General features: G+C 72.1%; 15 protein-coding genes. 6 read left to right on the top strand and 9 right to left on the bottom strand.

Going from position 1 to position 17085, the window contains the following annotated elements:
• Positions 1-51 precede the first annotated feature (51 nt).
• Positions 52-3210 carry a glycoside hydrolase family 9 protein gene (locus tag HP550_RS17230; RefSeq protein WP_175348918.1) on the bottom strand — a complete coding sequence of 1053 codons (3159 nt, stop codon included), beginning with the start codon at positions 3208-3210 and terminating at the stop codon, positions 52-54.
• 210 nt (positions 3211-3420) lie between these two features.
• Positions 3421-4362, bottom strand: a complete 942-nt coding sequence (locus HP550_RS17225; protein WP_175348917.1) for a hypothetical protein — start codon at positions 4360-4362, stop codon at positions 3421-3423.
• A gap of 132 nt (positions 4363-4494) precedes the next feature.
• Here HP550_RS17225 and HP550_RS17220 point away from each other — a divergent pair, with 132 nt between their 5' ends.
• A complete protein-coding gene (locus HP550_RS17220; protein WP_175348916.1) occupies positions 4495-5034 on the top strand; it encodes a peptidylprolyl isomerase in 540 nt (179 codons plus the stop codon).
• A 73-nt stretch (positions 5035-5107) separates the two neighbouring features.
• Positions 5108-5902 (top strand): rhomboid family intramembrane serine protease, encoded by a 795-nt coding sequence (locus HP550_RS17215; RefSeq protein WP_343048238.1) that lies wholly within the window; start codon positions 5108-5110, stop codon positions 5900-5902.
• Positions 5903-6149: 247 nt separating this feature from the next.
• Here the strand turns inward: HP550_RS17215 and HP550_RS17210 are convergent, their stop codons facing one another.
• Positions 6150-6398 carry a cell division protein CrgA gene (locus tag HP550_RS17210; RefSeq protein WP_175348915.1) on the bottom strand — a complete coding sequence of 83 codons (249 nt, stop codon included), beginning with the start codon at positions 6396-6398 and terminating at the stop codon, positions 6150-6152.
• A 185-nt stretch (positions 6399-6583) separates the two neighbouring features.
• Here HP550_RS17210 and HP550_RS17205 point away from each other — a divergent pair, with 185 nt between their 5' ends.
• The 4 genes from HP550_RS17205 to HP550_RS17190 are packed head-to-tail and all read left to right on the top strand — an operon-like array spanning position 6584 to position 9030.
• Positions 6584-7411 carry a DUF881 domain-containing protein gene (locus HP550_RS17205; RefSeq protein WP_175348914.1) on the top strand — a complete coding sequence of 276 codons (828 nt, stop codon included), beginning with the start codon at positions 6584-6586 and terminating at the stop codon, positions 7409-7411.
• On the top strand, positions 7408-8211 hold the full coding sequence (locus HP550_RS17200; protein ID WP_175348913.1) for a class E sortase: 804 nt from the start codon (positions 7408-7410) through the stop codon (positions 8209-8211). The genes HP550_RS17205 and HP550_RS17200 overlap by 4 nt, the downstream gene beginning before the upstream one ends.
• A gap of 31 nt (positions 8212-8242) precedes the next feature.
• Positions 8243-8401: a hypothetical protein gene (locus tag HP550_RS17195; RefSeq protein ID WP_175348912.1), complete on the top strand. Its 159-nt coding sequence runs from the start codon at positions 8243-8245 to the stop codon at positions 8399-8401.
• 2 nt (positions 8402-8403) lie between these two features.
• Positions 8404-9030 (top strand): aminodeoxychorismate/anthranilate synthase component II, encoded by a 627-nt coding sequence (locus HP550_RS17190; protein WP_175349446.1) that lies wholly within the window; start codon positions 8404-8406, stop codon positions 9028-9030.
• A 75-nt stretch (positions 9031-9105) separates the two neighbouring features.
• Here HP550_RS17190 and pknB read toward each other — a convergent pair whose 3' ends face one another.
• From pknB to HP550_RS17160, 6 genes are read right to left on the bottom strand one after another with little or no spacing between them, the layout of a single operon-like run.
• Positions 9106-11100: a Stk1 family PASTA domain-containing Ser/Thr kinase gene (gene pknB, locus HP550_RS17185; RefSeq protein ID WP_175348911.1), complete on the bottom strand. Its 1995-nt coding sequence runs from the start codon at positions 11098-11100 to the stop codon at positions 9106-9108.
• Positions 11100-12353, bottom strand: coding sequence for a serine/threonine-protein kinase (locus HP550_RS17180; RefSeq protein WP_175348910.1), 1254 nt, complete (start codon positions 12351-12353; stop codon positions 11100-11102). The genes pknB and HP550_RS17180 overlap by 1 nt, the downstream gene beginning before the upstream one ends.
• Positions 12350-13801 (bottom strand): penicillin-binding transpeptidase domain-containing protein, encoded by a 1452-nt coding sequence (locus HP550_RS17175; RefSeq protein ID WP_175348909.1) that lies wholly within the window; start codon positions 13799-13801, stop codon positions 12350-12352. The genes HP550_RS17180 and HP550_RS17175 overlap by 4 nt, the downstream gene beginning before the upstream one ends.
• Positions 13798-15234 carry an FtsW/RodA/SpoVE family cell cycle protein gene (locus tag HP550_RS17170; RefSeq protein ID WP_175348908.1) on the bottom strand — a complete coding sequence of 479 codons (1437 nt, stop codon included), beginning with the start codon at positions 15232-15234 and terminating at the stop codon, positions 13798-13800. The genes HP550_RS17175 and HP550_RS17170 overlap by 4 nt, the downstream gene beginning before the upstream one ends.
• Positions 15235-15244: 10 nt before the next feature.
• Positions 15245-16558, bottom strand: a complete 1314-nt coding sequence (locus HP550_RS17165) for a Stp1/IreP family PP2C-type Ser/Thr phosphatase (RefSeq protein ID WP_175348907.1) — start codon at positions 16556-16558, stop codon at positions 15245-15247.
• 4 nt (positions 16559-16562) lie between these two features.
• A complete protein-coding gene (locus tag HP550_RS17160) occupies positions 16563-17084 on the bottom strand; it encodes an FHA domain-containing protein FhaB/FipA (RefSeq protein WP_175348906.1) in 522 nt (173 codons plus the stop codon).
• Position 17085: the final 1 nt, after the last annotated feature.

Below are 17085 nucleotides of genomic sequence, written 5' to 3'. Positions count from 1 at the left end.
GCCCCGGTCAGCGAGGTGAGCGCCCTTCGTCGTGCCACAGGTCGTCCCAGGTCAGGAGACCGTGCAGGCCACCCCGTTCACCGTGAAGGCGGTCGGGGCCGTGTTGGTGCCGGTGTGCGACCCGTTGAACCCGATGTCGGTGCTGGCCCCGGGCGCCAGGGTGGCGTTCCACCCCAGCCCGGTCGCCGTCACCGCGGATCCGGTCTGGGTCCACGTCGCGCTCCACCCCTGCGTCACCTGCTGACCCGAGGGGAAGGCGAACCCGAGGGTCCAGGTCAGCGGGCTGGTCGACGTGTTCGTCACCTTCACGCTCCCGGTGAAGCCGACGTTCCAGCTGTTGGCGGAGTACTTCACCGCGCAGCTGCTGCCGGTCGACGTCGGGAGCGTCGTGAACGCCACCGACGGGCTCGCCGCCGACAGGTTGCCGGCGCCGTCCTTGGCCCGCACCGCGTAGGTGTACGCGGTGGCGGCCGTCAGACCGGTCACCGTGTACGTGGTCCCGGTGGACGAGCCGACGACGGTCGACGTCGACCCCGTGACTCTCAGCACGTCGTACCCGGCCAGACCGCTGCCCCCGGTGTCGGTCGACGCCGCCCACGCGAGGGTGGCGCCGGTCTGGGTGATCGCCGAGGCGACCGGCGTGCCGGGCACGGTTGGGGCGGTGGTGTCTGTCGCGGCCGTGGTGGTGAACGTGACGGACGAGGAAGCGACCGACACGTTCCCGGCGACGTCCTTGGCCCGCACCGCGTACGTGTAGGCCGTTCCGGCGGTCAGACCGGTGAGCGCGAACGTGGTCCCGGTGGTCGAGCCCACGAGCGTCGACGTGGACCCGCTGATCCGGTACACGTCGTACCCGGTCAGCGCGTACGTGCCGGGGGTGCCCGCGGTCCAGGTGAGGGTGGCGCCCGTCGAGGTGACCGCCGACGCGACCGGCGTGCCGGGCTTCCCCGGCGGCTGGACCTCCACGGGCACGTCGGCCGTGGTGAACGTGCCGACCGCGGAGGCGGCGGACACGTTGCCCGCGACGTCCTTGGCCCGCACGGCGTACGAGTACGCGGTGTTCGGCGTGAGACCGGACAGGACCGTGGAGGCGGTCGTGGTGGAGGCGACCAGGGTCGAGGTGGTGCCCTGCACCCGGTAGACGTCGTAGCCCGCCACGCCGCTGCCGGCGTCGGTCGATGCCGTCCAGCCGAGCGCCGCGCCGGTCGTGGTGATCCCGGACGCGCTCGGGGTGCCCGGGACGGTCGGTGCGGTGGTGTCGGTGACCGTGCCGGTGGGCTCGGTGCCCCAGACGAGCCTGCCGCCGTCGTAGAGCGTGATGGCCTTGGTCTTGGCCAGCGCGGTGGTGTTCAGGCCGGCGAACGACGCGTCGTTGGTCGCGTTCCACGTGGAACCACCGGTGATCCGGAACTGGAGCTCGCGGCGGTGCTGCGACTGGCCACCCGGGTAGATGTTCTGCCCGACGCAGCTGAGCTCGGCGTAGTAGAGCGAGCCGCCGGCGCTCACGGGCTTCGCCGTCTGCGGGCCGCACTCGCTGTAGTTGGCCGAGAGCGCGAGGGTCGCCGCCGAGTCACCGGAGTCCAGCGTGAACCAGTACCGCAGGGTGCCGTTCTTCAGCGCCCGGGCGGGGAACGCCGACTGGTTGCGGATCATGGCCTTGACCTCGGTGAACGTGCCACCGGCGGGCTGGTTGAGCATGGCCTCGACGAAGATCTCGTCCCCGTCCGGCTGCTCGGCCACGGGGAAGGACGCCAGCGGGGTGCCGCCGTACTCCTGCGTCAGCCGCGCGAGAGCGCTCGAGAAGCCGGCGTTGTAGTCGGTGGCCACCTCGTTGGCCGTGTAGTCGGACCGCAGGTCGGTGTAGGTGTCGTTGGGACCGCTGGGTCCGCCGACGAGCGCTCCGTACAGGACGTGGCGGGTCTTCTCCGGCTGGGTCAGCGAGTCGAGCCACGACCCGTGCGCGGTGCGGTGGTGCGGGTTCTGCGGCGGGTTGGCGCCGAACCCGACGACATAGCTGGACTTGCGGGGGTTGTCGCCGAGCGCGTAGTTGATCTGTCGGACGCCGAAGTCGTGGTACCGGGCCTTGCGCGTGGCGTCGGTCAGCCAGTCGGAGTAGACGAGCGCGACGAACGACGTGTTCGCGGCGTACCGCAGCGACCCCCACGAGTCGAGGACGGCCTGGCCGCCGGGCGAGTACGGGATCCGCTGGCCGTTGACCCCGACCGTCCAGTAGTCGAGCCACCGGTTGGCGTCGTCGACGTACTGCTGCTTGCCGGTCTCCATGGCCAGCAGCGGGTACATCGCGTAGGCCTTGTCGTCCCACGCGACCGTCCACTTGTAGGACCGGGTCGACGTCTGGTTCTCGACGCTCAGCTTGAGGTACTCCGCCTCCGCCTTGGCCAGGTAGGTCGCGTCACCGGTCGCCTTGTAGAGCCAGTAGGCGCCCCAGACCAGCTCGTCCTGGTAGCCGGACCACGACTTGTAGTACGCCGCCGCCGCCGCCACGCAGTCGGAGTACTTCCCCCGGTAGGTGTCGGCGAACGCGTAGAGCTGCTTGGCGTGCGCCAGGAGCGTGGCGGAGTACGTCGGGTCGTCGGTCTTGAAGACGATCGCGGCCGACGCCAGCGACGCCGCGGTCTCGCCGGCGACGTCCGAGCCGGGGCAGGAGGCGCTGATCTTGTGCGACGGTCGGGCCATCGTCATGACCTCCGCGGGGCCCCACCACTTGTGGTCCGCCTCGCCGTCGCCCACCTGCACGTACAGCTCGTTGGGCGCGGTGTGCGCCTTGACGAAGTAGTCGTTGACCCAGCGCAGGTTGCTCTTCAGCTCGTCCAGCTGCCCGGCCTTGGTGTAGCCGGCGGGGGCGGCGATCGCGCCCCACGCGAGCATGGTCGAGGAGAAGGCCATCGGGAGCCCGAACTTCACGTGGTCGCCCGCGTCGTACCAGCCACCCGTGAGGTCCTTGCCCACGTCGGCGCCGTCGGTCAGCGCGGAGTCGCCGCGCCAGCTCACGCGGTTGTCGGCCGGGAGGTCGCCCGCGCGCTGCGCCTCGTAGAAGAACATCGACTTCTGCAGGGCCTCGGCGTAGTTGTACGCCGGGTCGGCGGCGGTCGCGGCACCGGCCAGCGGTGCGACGAGCAGGCCGGCGGCGACGGTCACGGCGGTCGTGCACGCGATCGCGACGCGACCACGGGTTCTGGGGCGGTGCATGGGGTCCTCTTCCACGGCACTGGGGACGGTCGACTCAGCTGGGTCGGCGGGAGGCCCGGGCGTCGCCTCGGTGCGGCCCCGGCACGACGCGCCTCGCGCATCGTCCTCAGAGCGGCGGACGAGGGTCAACGCCCAAAACGTTTAGGCAGACGACGACGGCCCCCGGTCCATCAGGACCGGGGGCCGTGCGGGTCGTGCCTGGCCAGAGGGTCAGACCGGTCGGTCGCCCTCGGTGCCGGTGACCGGGTCGGTCGTCGGGCTGACCACGGGGTCCGGCGCGCTGCCGTCGACGGGCTTGGTGGTCCGGCGCGTGGTGGCCTTCTTGGCCGCCTCTGTCGCGCCGGCGACCTTCTCCTTGGCGGCGTCCGTGGCCTCGGCGACCTTCTCGGTCAGGTCGTCCTTCGCCTCGGCCACCTTCTCCGAGAGGCTCTCCGTCGCGGCGGTGACCTTCTCGGCAGCCTTGCGCGTGGCGTCCCGGCCCTTCGCGACGGCGCTCCCGGCGGCCTCACCGACGGCATCGGCGGCGTCGCCCACGCGCGTGTGCGCGGAACCCGTGTCGGTCGGCTCCCACGGCTCGGCCCACGGGTCCACGCTGGACCGCGACCGCGTCCAGGCGGCGACCCCCGCGCCGATCCCCACGAGTGCGGCGATCAGCCAGAACACCTTGGCACCGGTGTGCTTCTTCTTGCCGGACGCGGCCTCCGCGGCGGCTGCCAGCGCGGCGGCCCTGCCCTTGCCCCGGGTCGCGGCGCTGTCGGCGGCGTGCTCGACCGCGGCTCCGGCCTTCACCGCGGCGTCGTTCATGGCCGCGACGAGCTTGGGCAGCAGGTCGTCGACCAGCTTGTCGTGCGCGCTGTCGATGGCGGGCGAGGCCTTCGCGGCCGCGCTCTCCACCTTGGGGGCTGCTGCCTTGACGCTCTCCTTGTACAGGTGCTCCACCCGGGGCAGGAGCCAGTCGATCGCCGCCTCGACCCGCGGGGTGGTCCAGTCCTTCGCCTGGGCGGCTGCGTCGCCGGCCTTGGACGCGGCGGTCCCGGCGGTCTCCTTGGCACTGCGTGCGGCGTCGGCGAGCGTGGCACCCAGGTCGGCTGCCTGGTCCTTCAGCTTCTCGGTATCGACGTCGATCTTCGGGCGGCTCTTCGTGAACGGCATTCTCGGCTCCCGGCTCGTCGGCTGTGCTTCCCCTCCCACTCTGCCACCGCGAGAGCGGCAGCGCAGTGCCTGTGGCCTGCGCACCCGTGTGATCTCGGGTGCCGCACAGGGTGCGCGTGCGAGACTTCTCGCATGTTTGCGACCCTGCACACGACCGCCGGAGACATCCGGATCGAGCTCTACCCCAACCACGCGCCGCGCACGGTGCAGAACTTCACGGGGCTGGCGACGGGAACGACCCCGTGGACGGACCCGACCACCGGCGAGGAGCGCACCGACCCCCTGTACAACGGGGTCGTGTTCCACCGGGTGATCTCCGGGTTCATGATCCAGGGCGGCGACCCCCTGGGCACCGGCCGCGGAGGCCCGGGCTACAACTTCGACGACGAGATCCACCCCGAGCTGACGTTCAACGAGCCCTACCTGCTCGCCATGGCCAACGCCGGAAAGCGACTGGACCCGACCACCGGCAAGGTCGGCGGCACCAACGGTTCGCAGTTCTTCATCTCGGTGGCGCCCACCGAGTGGCTCAACGGCAAGCACACCATCTTCGGCAAGGTCGCCGACGACGAGAGCCGTGCCGTGGTCGACGCGATCGAGAAGACGCGTGTCCGGCCGGGAGACCGTCCCGTCGAGGACATCGTCATCAACTCGATCACCGTCGAGGACTGAGACCGCTATCAGCACGAGTCCCGACCCGGGCGCGCCGGTCGCGCCGCCGGTCTGCCCTCGTCACCCCGACCGGGTGTCGTACGTGCGGTGCCAGCGGTGCGGCCGGCCCACCTGCCCGGAGTGCCAGCGGCAGGCGGCGGTGGGCGTGCACTGCGTCGACTGCGTCGCGGAGGCGGCCCGCGCGGTGCCGTCCACCCGCACCGCGCTCGGCGGGGTGCGGCACGACGGCCGGCCGGTCGTCACGCTCACCCTCATCGGCCTGTGCGTAGCCAGCTTCGTCCTGCAGCTGGTCCTGCCCTCGTGGACCGCGCGCTGGCTGTTCTCGCCGATCCTCGGGTTCTACGAGCCGTGGCGCTTCCTCACGGCCGCGTTCCTGCACTCCCCCGGCCAGTACGTGCACATCGCGTTCAACATGCTGGCCCTGTGGTTCGTCGGGCCCACCCTGGAGAACACCCTCGGTCGCGCCCGGTACCTCACGCTCTACCTGGTGTCCGCGGTCGGCGGCTCCGTCGGCTCGGTCCTGCTGGCCACCGCGACGGACAGCTGGGCGACGTCGAGCGTCGGTGCGTCCGGTGCGGTGTTCGGCCTGTTCGGCGCCATCCTCGTGGTCAGCAAGCGGCTGGGCGGTGACGTCCGCGGCATCCTCGTCCTGATCGGCATCAACCTGGCGCTCGGGTTCGTCATGGCGAACATCGCGTGGCAGGCCCACGTCGGCGGCCTGCTCACCGGGGGTCTGCTGGCCGCGGCCTACGCGTACGCCCCGCCCGCCCGCCGCCGGCTCGTCGCCGTCGCCGCACCCGTGACGCTCTGCGCGGTCCTGCTCGTCGCCACCCTGCTCGCCTACGCGTCCGTCGGCGCGTTCGGCTGATCCGCAGGGCCGCCCGCTGTCCGTCCGACCCTGTGAACTACACGGGTGTAGTTATCCACAGACTTGTGCACCGCTGGGGACAGCGGAGACGTTTGCGCAGGTCAGGGACGGTGCCTGTGGAGGACGCGTCGATCGCGAGGCTGGGGACGGACAAACCGCCCACCGTGGTCGATCCACCGTGCGCAGGGTTGACGAAGGCGCCGCCCGCGGGGTGCGAGCGGCGCCTGAGGTCAGTCGGGAGGGAGCGTCAGTGCCAGCGGGTCGTCATGCTGAAGCCGGCGATGATCAGCGCGAACCCGACGGCCAGGTTCCACTGGTCGATGCCGGGGATCGGGTACTGGGACTGCGTCAGGTACGTGACGACGATCCACACCAGTCCGACGATCATCAGCCCGAGCATCACGGGCAGGAACCAGGGTGCGTTGACCTTGGGCCCCGTCGACTTGGCGGGCGGCGGTGTGTACGTCGCCTTCTTGCGCGACTTCGACTCAGGCACGTCCGGTGCTCCTGTCCTGCGGCGGGTGCGGCCGACGGGCCGCGGGAGACCACGCGGGTGACGTCGTGGCCGAAGGGCGTCGATGCGTCGGGGCCGCGTCGTCACGGACCCGTCGCATCGTGACCTAGCGTAGTGCCAGCCCGTCACTGGTCCCGTCGTAGGGGATCCCGCCCGAGGAGCCGTCCGTGATCGACCGTCCGCACCGCGCGCGTCGCTTCCTCGCGCGCGGGACGCTGTCGGTCGCGCTCGTGCTGGCGCTGTCGGGGGCGCTGTTCGCGGCCAACGCGAAGTTCGCCCGGGCCTCCGGCGACCGCCACCCCCAGGACCTGCGGGAGCTGGTCCAGGTGGAGACGGACCGGGTCGCGCGGCTCGCCACCGAGGTCGACGGGCTGCGCGCCGACGTGGACGACCTGACCACGAGCGAGAACGCCGCCGGGGGGAGCCCGCCCGGCAGTCCGAGCGCCGGCTACGTCGTCGAGGGTGGCCTGGTGCCCGTGGTCGGTCCGGGGGTCACCGTGGAGCTCGAGGACGCCCCCACCGACTCGCCGCGCCGAGACGACGTGAGCCCCGATGTCCTGGTGGTGCACCAGCAGGACCTCCTGGCCGTCATGAACGCGCTCTGGGCCGGCGGTGCCGAGGCGATGGAGCTCATGGACCAGCGCGTCATCTCCACCAGCGCGTTCCAGTGCGTCGGGAACGTGCTCAAGCTGCACGGGCGGCTGTACTCCCCGCCGTACGTGGTGCGCGCGATCGGCAACCCGGTGGACCTGCGCCACGCGCTCCTCGCCTCGCCCGCCGTGCAGTCCTACCTGCGCGACGCCGCCGACGTCGGGCTCGGCTGGTCGGTGACCGACGCGGAGGAGCCGCTCTCGCTCGCGGCCTACTCGGGCGCCACCGAGCTGACGTCCGCGGCCGTCCCCGACGGCGTCGAGATCCTGCCCGGGCTCGAGGCCGCCGAGCAGGAGGCCGAGGACCGCGCGGCCAGCCCGTCGGCGACGGGAGGCGAGCGATGAGCGGGACCACGACCGAGCCGGCGCCCGACACCCGGCGGGAGCGGCAGAAGAGGGCGGCGGCGGGCCGCGTCCGGCACACGGTGTACGGCGTCGTCGGCGTGATCGGCGAGCTCCTCATCACGCTCGGCGTGCTGCTGTTCGCGTTCCTGGTGTGGCAGCTGTGGTGGACCGACGTCGTCGGCAACCGGGCGCAGGCCGAGATCGTGCGGGAGCTCCCCTTCGAGCCGGTGCCGACGGCCACGCCGAGCGCCGGCGCGCCCGCCGGACCGGTCATCGCGCCGCCGCGCCGCGACGAGCCGCCCGTGATGGCCGAGCCGCCGCACGCCACGACGTTCGCCACGATCCAGGTCCCGCGCTGGGTCGGCGAGCCCGAGCGGCCCATCAGCCAGGGGACCGACCGCGCCACGGTGCTCGACGTGCTCGGCGCCGGGCACTACGAGGGCACGGCGATGCCGGGCGGTCTCGGGAACTTCGCGGTGGCCGGCCACCGGACCACCTACGCCAAGCCGTTCAACCGGGTGGAAGAGCTCCAGGTGGGCGACCCGCTGGTCATCCGGACCACCGACAACATCTGGTACGTCTACCGCGTGACCTCGACGGAGATCGTGGCGCCGTCGCAGGTGAGCGTGATCGCCCCCGTCCCGGGCGACCCCGGGGCGCAGCCCACCGAGCGGATGATCACGCTCACCACCTGCCACCCGATGTTCTCCGCGCGCGAGCGGTTCATCGTCCACGGGGTGCTCGACTACTGGGCGCCGACCTCGGACGGGATCCCGGTCGAGCTGACCGGTGGCGCATGATGGTCACCTGCGAGCGGGACGGAGGGCGCTGATGTACGGATGGTTGTGGCACCGGCTGCCCGGCCCCGCCGCGGTGCGCGTGCTGATCCTCACCGCCGCTGCGCTCGCGGTCCTGGCCGCCTGCTTCCTGTGGGTGTTCCCGGCGGTCGCGCCGTTCATGCCGTTCAACGAGACGACTGTGGGTGAGTGACGGTGCCAACACGGATCCTGGTGATCGACAACTACGACTCGTTCGTCTACACGATCGTCGGCTACCTGAACCAGCTGGGCGCCGAGACCGTCGTCGTGCGCAACGACGCGGTGCCGCCGGTCGGGGAGCGGGTCGGCTTCGACGGCGTCCTCGTGTCGCCCGGTCCGGGTACCCCGGCCGACGCCGGTCAGAGCATGCAGGTGATCCGCGACTGCGCCGACGCCGGTCTGCCGATGCTCGGCGTCTGCCTCGGTCACCAGGCGCTCGGTGAGGTGTTCGGCGGGACCGTCACGCACGCGCCCGAGCTCATGCACGGCAAGACCAGCCAGGTGGAGCACAAGGGCGAGGGGGTGCTGGCCGGGCTGCCGGACCCGTTCACCGCCACGCGGTACCACTCGCTCGCGGTCGTCAACGACACGGTGTCCGACGAGCTGGAGGTCACCGCCACCGCCCACGGCATCATCATGGGCCTGCAGCACGTGAGCCTCCCGTTGCACGGGGTGCAGTTCCACCCCGAGTCCGTGCTCACCGAGGGCGGCCACCGGCTGCTGGCCAACTGGCTCCAGATCTGCGGCGACGACCAGGCCGTGGGGCGGTCCGAGGGGCTGCACCCGCTCGTCCGCCTCTGATCTTCAGCACACAAGAGTCCTGAACACACGAGAGGGACGCCCCCGCACCGGGGGCGTCCCTCTCGTCATCGGTGCTTAGCCGTCGTTGCCCGGCGGCTGCGTCGCTCCACCCGGACCCCGCGACACGTGGATGTCGATCTGCTGGTCCAGCGGGACCTCGTCGCCACCCGTCGGGTCCGTGCGCAGCACCGTGCCCACCGGCTTGTCCGACTGGTCGTCGATCCGGTTGAAGTTGGTCAGCCCGAGCGCCTGGAGTTGCGCCACCACCTGGTCGTAGGTCTTGTCCACCAGGTCGTTCGGGATGGTCGCCGTGGTGGGCGCCGTGGCGATCTGCAGGTTGATGACCCGGCCCTGCTTGACCGGCGTGCCGGCGGGGACGTCCTGCGCGACGACCGTGTCGGGTGCCTGGGTGGCGGACTCGACCGAGGACGTGTTGACCTGGAGCTTCGCCTCGTTGAGGATCCGCGTCGCCTCGGCCTTGGTCTGACCGGCCACGTCGGGCACCAGCACGTTGCCGGTGGACACGAAGAGCGTGACGGACGAGCCGGCGCTCACGGACGTGCCCGAGGCGGGGTCGGTCTTGGTGACCTGACCCTGCGGGAACGCGGGGTTGTCGTCGTCCTGGCGGTTGGCCGCGACGACGAGACCCAGGTCCGTGAGGATGTCGCTGGCCTCCTGCTCGGTCCGGCCGGACACGTCCGGGACGGCGAGGCTGGCGGGACCTGTGGAGATGTAGACGGTGACGGGGTCCTCGGCCTTGACCTCCGTGCCCTCCACCGGGTCCGTCTTGGTGACGTTGCCTGCGACGATCGTGTCGGACGCCTCCTCCGCGCGGACGAAGAGCAGGTCGAGCCCCTCGATCTCCGCCTTGGCCTCCGCTTCGGTCATGTTGGCGAGCGACGGGACGACGATCGCCTCCGGGGCGTCGTTCTTCAGCGAGTTGGCGATCAGCAGCGCCACGATGCCTGCGACCGCCAGCACGGCGATGCCGATGAGCAGGGGGAGCAGCCACGGCCGCTTGTTCTCCTCCTCCTCGTCGAGCAGGCCCGTCGTGGTGACCGCGGCGCCGGTGGACGCCCACGGCGAGGTGGCCGGCGGCATCGCCTGCGTCGTGGCGACGGGCGGGGCCATGACCTGCGTGGCCTCGGTGGCGGGGGTCGCGATCAGTGCGGTGGCGGCGAGCGCCCCGACGGCCGGCGCACCGACGGCACCGCCGCGGACGGCGGCCTCCAGGTCGGAGCGGAACTCGGCGGCGCTGGAGTAGCGGGAGTCGCGCTCCTTGGCCAGGGCCTTGAGCGTGATGCGGTCGAGGGTGTCCGGGACGTCCGACGCGAACGTCGAGGGCACCGGGGCGGCCTCGCGCACGTGCTGGTAGGCCACGGCCACGGGTGAGTCGCCGATGAACGGGGGACGGCCCGTGAGCAGCTCGAACAGGAGGCAGCCGGTGGAGTACAGGTCGGAGCGGGCGTCGACCGTCTCGCCGCGCGCCTGCTCCGGGGAGAGGTACTGCGCGGTGCCGATGACGGCCTGCGTCTGGGTCATCGTCGCGGCGGAGTCGGCCATGGCGCGGGCGATGCCGAAGTCCATCACCTTGACCGCGCCCGTCGGGGTGAGCATGACGTTCGCGGGCTTGATGTCCCGGTGCACGATGCCGGCGTGGTGCGAGTACTCCAGCGCGGACAGCACGCCGGCGGTGATCTCCACGGCCTCCTCGATGGGCACCGCGTGGCCGTCGCGCAGGATGTCCCGGACCGTGTGGCCCTCGACGTACTCCATGACGATGAACGGCACGTGCGCGACGACGCCGGTGGGCTCGGTGAAGACGTCCTCGCCGGTGTCGTAGACCGAGACGATGGCGGGGTGGTTCAGCGCGGCCGCGGACTGGGCCTCGCGGCGGAACCGGTTCTGGAACGAGGGGTCGCGGGCCAGGTCCGAGCGCAGGATCTTGATGGCCACGGTGCGACCGAGCCGGGTGTCGTGCCCGATGTGCACCTCGGCCATGCCGCCGCGGCCGATGAGCTCGCCGACCTCGTACCGTCCGGCGAGGGTGCGGGATCCGTCGTCCACCACTAGGCGTCCTTTGCTTCCGTCGATGCCGGGCCTGCGGCGAGCGCTGCGGACCCGTTCTCCGTGATCATCCCATCGAGGGTGTCGCCACGAGGGTAATGGTCGACCGCCGCCGCGAGCCTGGTCTGGTCGACCGGTGGCCCGTCCGCCTTGATGAGCTGCGACGCGAGGGCCGCGCCCAGCAGCCCGATGAGCAGCAGCACCAGTGCGAGCAGGGGCCACGACAGGCGTCCCGTCCGGCCCAGGCGCACCCCGGTGGTCGTCGACGCCCGCCGGGCGGCGGCGCGTCCGGTGGGCTCGTCGGCACGCCGGGTCCGGCGCGGCGGGTAGGACGGCGGGGGTGCCTCCGACGGGGTGCCCCCCGACGCCACCGCGGTCGCGAACGTGTCCGGGGTCCGCTGGTACTTGCTGACCAGGACGGGGATCCCCGAGGGCGGCGTGCGCGGCACCATCTTGTCCAGCAGCTGCGCGAGCTCCTCACCCGAGGCGGGACGCGCGGTCGGCTCCTTGGACAGGAGCCGGATGACCAGCGCCGCGAGCTGCTTGTCGACGTTCGACGGCAGCGGCGGGACCGGGTTGTTCACGTGGGCCACGGCGATGTCGACCGCCGTCGGCCCGGTGAAGGGCCGGTGCCCGACGAGCGCCTCGTACGCGATGATCCCCAGCGAGTACAGGTCGGACAGCGGGGTCGCGGGCTTGCCGACGGCCTGCTCCGGCGAGAGGTACTGCGCGGTGCCCATCACCATGCCGGTGGCGGTCATGTTCACCTGGTTGCGTGCCAGCGAGACGCCGAAGTCGGTGATCTTCACGCGGCCGCCGCGGCCCAGCAGGATGTTGCCGGGCTTGACGTCCCGGTGCACGACGCCGGCCAGGTGCGCGGCGTGCAGCGCGCGGGCCGTCTGGGCCAGGATCGGCAGCAGACGGCGGGTGGGCAGCACGGGCTCGCGCTCGAGCAGGTCGGACAGCGGCTCGCCGACGACGAGCTCCATGACGAGGAACCCGGAGCCCTCCTGCTCGCCGTAGTCGAACAGCTGCGCGATGTTCGGGTGCGACAAGGACGCCGAGTTGCGCGCCTCGGTGCGGAACCGCTCGAGGAACCCGCGGTCGCCGGCGAACTCCGAGCGCAGCACCTTGACCGCGACCGGGCGCGCGAGGGCGTCGTCGTACCCCTCCCACACCTCACCCATGCCGCCGACGGCGATCTGCCGGACCAGCCGGTAGCGCTCGCCGAGCAGGAGACCCGCTGCTGTCTTCATGAGGCCAGCACCGCCTCGATGACGGCCTTCGCGATGGGCGCGGCGATCCGTCCGCCGGTGGCCTCGTTGCCGGCGTTCCCGCCGTGCTCGACGATCACCGCGACCGCGACGCGCGGGGCGTCGGCCGGGGCGAACGCCGTGAACCACGCGTGCGGCGCCTGCCCGTCGGCCGTCTGCGCGGTGCCGGTCTTGCCCGCCACCTGCACGCCCGGGATCTTCGCGGCGGTACCCGACCCGCTGTCGACGACGCCGACCATCATGTCCCGCAGCGCGGCGGCCGAGCCGGGGGACATCGCGGTGGAGTACAGGTCCGGCTGCGTCTCGGAGACCCGGTGCAGGTCCGCCGAGCGCACGGTCTGCACCACGTACGGCGTCATCAGCTGCCCGCCGTTGGCGATCGCCGCGGAGACCATCGCCATCTGGATCGGCGTCGCCTGCACGTCCCGCTGCCCGATCGCGGACTGGGCGGTGATCGGCGCGTTCATCTCGTCGGGGAACACGCTCTCGACGACCTTCATGGGGATGGTCAGGTCCGGGTCGTTGAACCCGAACCGCTCGGCCTGGGTGCGCAGCGCCTCTGCGCCGACGTCCATGCCCAGCTGTCCGAACGCGGTGTTGCAGGAGATGCGCAGCGCGTCGGCCAGCGTGATCGGGTCGCTGCCGCAGCCGCCGCCGCCGAAGTTGCCGATGGTGGCCGTCGTCTGCGGGAGCGTGAGCTGGACCGGTGCCGGGAGGGTGGACGCAGGCGTGTACTGCCCGCTCTCCAGGGCCGCCGCGGCCGTGACCAGTTTGAACGTCGAGCCGGGCGGGTACCGCTCCTGCGTCGCGTTGCTGCGCAGCGGGTTGCCGTCCGCCGAGGCGAGCTGCTGGTAGGCGGCGCCCGCGGCCGCGATGTCGTGCGAGGCCAGGGCGTTGGGGTCGAAGCCCGGCGTCGAGACGAGCGCGAGGATCTTGCCGGTGGACGGCTCGATCGCGACGACCGCACCCTGCTGTCCGGCCAGACCGTCGAGGGCGGCCTGCTGCGCGGCGGGCAGGAGCGTGGTCTCGACGGCGGCGCCCTCCGGCTGGCTCCCCGTGAGCAGGTCCCGGATCCGCGAGAAGAACAGGCGGTCGCCGCGGCCGGTCAGGTCGTCGTTGGCCGCCCGCTCCAGCTCGGTGCGGCCGTTCACCACCGAGTAGAAGCCCGTCACGGTCGAGTACAGCTCGCCGGCGGTGTAGGACCGCTGGTAGCCGTAGGAGTCCTCGACCGGCGTCGACAGGGCGATCGCGTCGCCGGCCACCACGATCGGCCCGCGGGCGTTGCCGAACTCGCGGTAGAGCGTGCGGACGTTCCGGCTGTCGTTGTTGAGCCGCTCCGCCTGGAAGTACTGCACCCAGGTGGCGCTGGCCATGAGGGCCACGAACATGACGAGGACCACCGTCGCGAGGCGGCGCAGGGGGGTGTTCACCGCACCCCCCGCATGATCTCGGTGGGCTGATCATCCTCGTTGCTGCCGCCGACGACCGGAGTCCCCACGATCGGCGTGAGCGACGGCTTCATCGACGGCGCCGGGCGCCGGGCCTCGTCGGAGATCCGCAGCAGCAGGGCCACGATCACCCAGTTGGCCACCAGGGACGAGCCGCCGTACGCGATGAACGGCGTGGTCAGGCCGGTCAGCGGGATGATCCGCGTGACGCCGCCGACCACGACGAACGTCTGGAGCGCGACGATGAACGCCAGACCGCCCGCGAGCAGCTTGCCGAACCCGTCGCGCACCCCGATCGCGGTGCGCATGCCGCGCTCCGCGAGGATGGCGTAGCAGAGCAGGATGGCGAGCAGCCCGGTCAGCCCGAGCTCCTCCCCGAGGGACGCGACGATGAAGTCGGACTCCGCGAACGGCACGAGGTCCGGCCGCCCCTGACCCCACCCGGTGCCGAACAGCCCGCCGCTGGCCATGCCGAACAGCCCGCGCACCAGCTGGCCGGAACCCCCCGGGCTCTGGTCGAACACGGCCGGGTCGAAGGCGTGCAGCCAGGCGTCGAAACGCGCCCCGACGTGCGAGAACGCGCTGGCGGCGACGCCTGCTCCGACGATGAACAGCAGGAGACCGATGACCACCCAGCTGAGCCGTTCGGTGGCCAGGTAGAGCATCGCGACGAACAGGCCGAAGAACAGCAGCGAGGTGCCGAGGTCGCGCTCGAGCACGAGGACCGCGACCGACGCGCCCCAGACGATGAGGATCGGACCGAGGTCCCGGGGTCGTGGCAGCTGCAGGCCCAGCACCTTCGGGCCGGCGAGCGCCAGGGTGTCCCGATGCGTGACCAGGTACCCCGCGAAGAAGATGGCGAACGCGATCTTGGCGAACTCCGCCGGCTGGAAGCCGACCCCGCCGACGCGCACCCAGATGCGGGCGCCGTTGATGAGCACGCCCAGGCCGGGGACCAGAGGGAGCATCACCAGCACGAGACCGGCGAGCATCGCGGTGTACGTGTACCGCCGCAGCGTCCGGTGGTCGCGCAGCAGCACGATCACGGCCGCCGCCAGCACCACCGAGATGGCCGTCCACACCAGCTGGCGCTGCGCGAACGTGTCCTCGCGGCCCCGGGCGGTGTACGCGAAGTCGATCCGGTAGATCATCGCGAGCCCGATGCCGTTGAGGGCCACCGTGATCGGCAGGATCACCGGGTCGGCGAAGGGCGCGCGCCAGCGGAGCACCAGGTGGATGCCGATGGCCAGGGCGGCCATGCCGACCCCGTAGCCGATGACGTCCGGCGGGACCTTGTCGGTGGTGCCGATGCCGACGAGCGCGTACGCGGCGACGCCGATGACGAGCGCGAGCAGCAGGAGGCCGAGCTCGACACCGCGGCCGGCCCGCACGCGGTGCGGCTGGACCGTAGCCATCACGCGCGGCTCACGGTGCGACCGTCGGGGAGACGGTGACGGACGGAGACAGGGACGGAGACGGCGACGAGGACTTGGGGGGAGCGGTGTCCTCCTCGAGCATGGCGACGAGCTGGCGCGCGTCCTCCAGCGAGTCGGCGTGGATGGTCTGCTCGACCCGCGCGCGCAGGTAGCCCGACGCGAGGTCCTCCAGGTCGGTGCCGGTGCGCTCCACCACGGAGGACAGCGGGACGGGGCCGAGGCTCTGCGGGAGCCCGCGGAAGATTACGACCTCCTGCGCGTCGACTCCCACGTAGTACTGCGTCTGCGTCCAGCCGTACGCGATCCCGGCAGCACCGAGGACGACCACGGCCACGACGACCCACGCCACGACCGAGCGCCAGCGCCGCGGGGGCGGGAGCTGCTCGTCGTCCTCGTCGGCGGTCGGGGGCTCGGCCGCCTTCTCGTCGGGGTCGACCTCCGCCTGCGCCGCCCGCGTGAGGCCGGCCGCTCGTGCTGCCGGACCGTCGGCAGCGGCCGTCGGGGCGTTGCGGTTCAGCGCGGCGGCACCGACGACGGTGGCGTTCGTCGTCGGGCCCGCCCCGTCCGCGACCGCGTCCAGCTCGATGACGTCGGCCAGGACCACGGTGATGTTGTCGCCGCCGCCCGCCCGCAGCGCCAGCTGGACCAGCCGGTCCGCGCACGCGTCGACGTCCTCGATCGCGGCCATCGTCTCCTCGATGGTCTCCGCGCTCACGAAGCCGGAGAGGCCGTCGGAGCACAGGAGCCAGCGGTCGCCGGGACGCGCCTCGCGCACGGACAGGTCGGGAGTGACCTCGGGGTCGAAGTCGCCCAGCACGCGCATGACGACCGAGCGCTGCGGGTGGTGCTCGGCCTCCTCGGGCGTGATCCGGCCGATGTCCACCAGGTGCTGCACGAACGTGTGGTCGGTGGTGACCTGCGTGAGGACGCCGTCCCGCATGAGGTAGCCGCGCGAGTCGCCCAGGTGCACCATCGCGAGCTTGTTGCCGGCGCGCAGGATGGCCAGCACGGTCGTCCCCATGCCGGACAGGTCGGGGTCGGCGTCGCTGCGCGCGATGATCTCGTCGCGGGCGTCGGCCAGCGCCGCCTCCAGCTCGTCCAGGGCGTCGTCGGGACCGTGCGACTCCCCGTCCAGCGGTGCGAACGCGGCGACGGCCACCGACGAGGCGACGTCGCCCCCGGCGTGCCCCCCCATGCCGTCCGCGACCATGAGCAGGTGCGGACCGGCGTAGGCCGAGTCCTGGTTGTTGGAGCGCACGAGTCCGACGTCGGACCGCGCCGCATACCTGAGTGCGACGGTCACCGGGTTACCTCTGCAGCTCGAGAACGCTCTGGCCCACGCGCACGGGTGTACCCGTCGGGACGGGGGTCGGAGCCTCGACGCGCTGGTCCGCCACGAATGTCCCGTTCGTCGATCCGAGGTCCTCGACGAACCACTGGCCACCCTGCGGGAAGATCCGTGCGTGCCGCGACGACGAGTAGTCGTCGTCCAGGACGAGCGTGCAGCTGGGCGCCCGGCCGATGAGCACCGCCGACGTCCCGAGCGGCACGATCGTGCCGCGCAGCGGACCCTCGGTGACGACGAGCCGGCTCGGCCCCGCCCCGCCCCGGGTCGACCGGGGGGTGCGGATCGGCGTCGGCGCGGTCTCGGGTCTCGCAGGTTCCGTCGCGACCGCCGCGGCGACCGCCGGGACGGCCTTGCGTCGGCGACGGTCGGTGATCCGCGTGCCGTACAGGTCGCGGCGCAGCACCCCGATGGCGAAGAGCACGAGCACCCACAGCAAGGCCAGGTAACCCAGCCGCAGCAGGGTGATCGTCAGTTCACTCATG

Origin of the sequence: Cellulomonas humilata (assembly GCF_013359775.1) — a bacterium.
In the GTDB taxonomy this organism is placed as follows: domain Bacteria; phylum Actinomycetota; class Actinomycetes; order Actinomycetales; family Cellulomonadaceae; genus Cellulomonas; species Cellulomonas humilata.
Note: the sequence above shows the minus strand (reverse complement) of the source record. Positions and strands in the feature narration are given on the sequence as shown.

Excerpts from the sequence above, each read along its gene's own strand:
- HP550_RS17230 (WP_175348918.1), bottom strand. The coding sequence starts at position 3,210 with ATGCACCGCCCCAGAACCCGTGGTCGCGTCGCGATCGCGTGCACGACC.
- HP550_RS17200 (WP_175348913.1), top strand. The coding sequence starts at position 7,408 with ATGAGCGGGACCACGACCGAGCCGGCGCCCGACACCCGGCGGGAGCGG.
- HP550_RS17160 (WP_175348906.1), bottom strand. The coding sequence starts at position 17,084 with ATGAGTGAACTGACGATCACCCTGCTGCGGCTGGGTTACCTGGCCTTG.
- HP550_RS17180 (WP_175348910.1), bottom strand. The coding sequence starts at position 12,353 with ATGAAGACAGCAGCGGGTCTCCTGCTCGGCGAGCGCTACCGGCTGGTC.
- HP550_RS17220 (WP_175348916.1), top strand. The coding sequence starts at position 4,495 with ATGTTTGCGACCCTGCACACGACCGCCGGAGACATCCGGATCGAGCTC.
- HP550_RS17195 (WP_175348912.1), top strand. The coding sequence starts at position 8,243 with ATGTACGGATGGTTGTGGCACCGGCTGCCCGGCCCCGCCGCGGTGCGC.
- HP550_RS17170 (WP_175348908.1), bottom strand. The coding sequence starts at position 15,234 with ATGGCTACGGTCCAGCCGCACCGCGTGCGGGCCGGCCGCGGTGTCGAG.
- HP550_RS17225 (WP_175348917.1), bottom strand. The coding sequence starts at position 4,362 with ATGCCGTTCACGAAGAGCCGCCCGAAGATCGACGTCGATACCGAGAAG.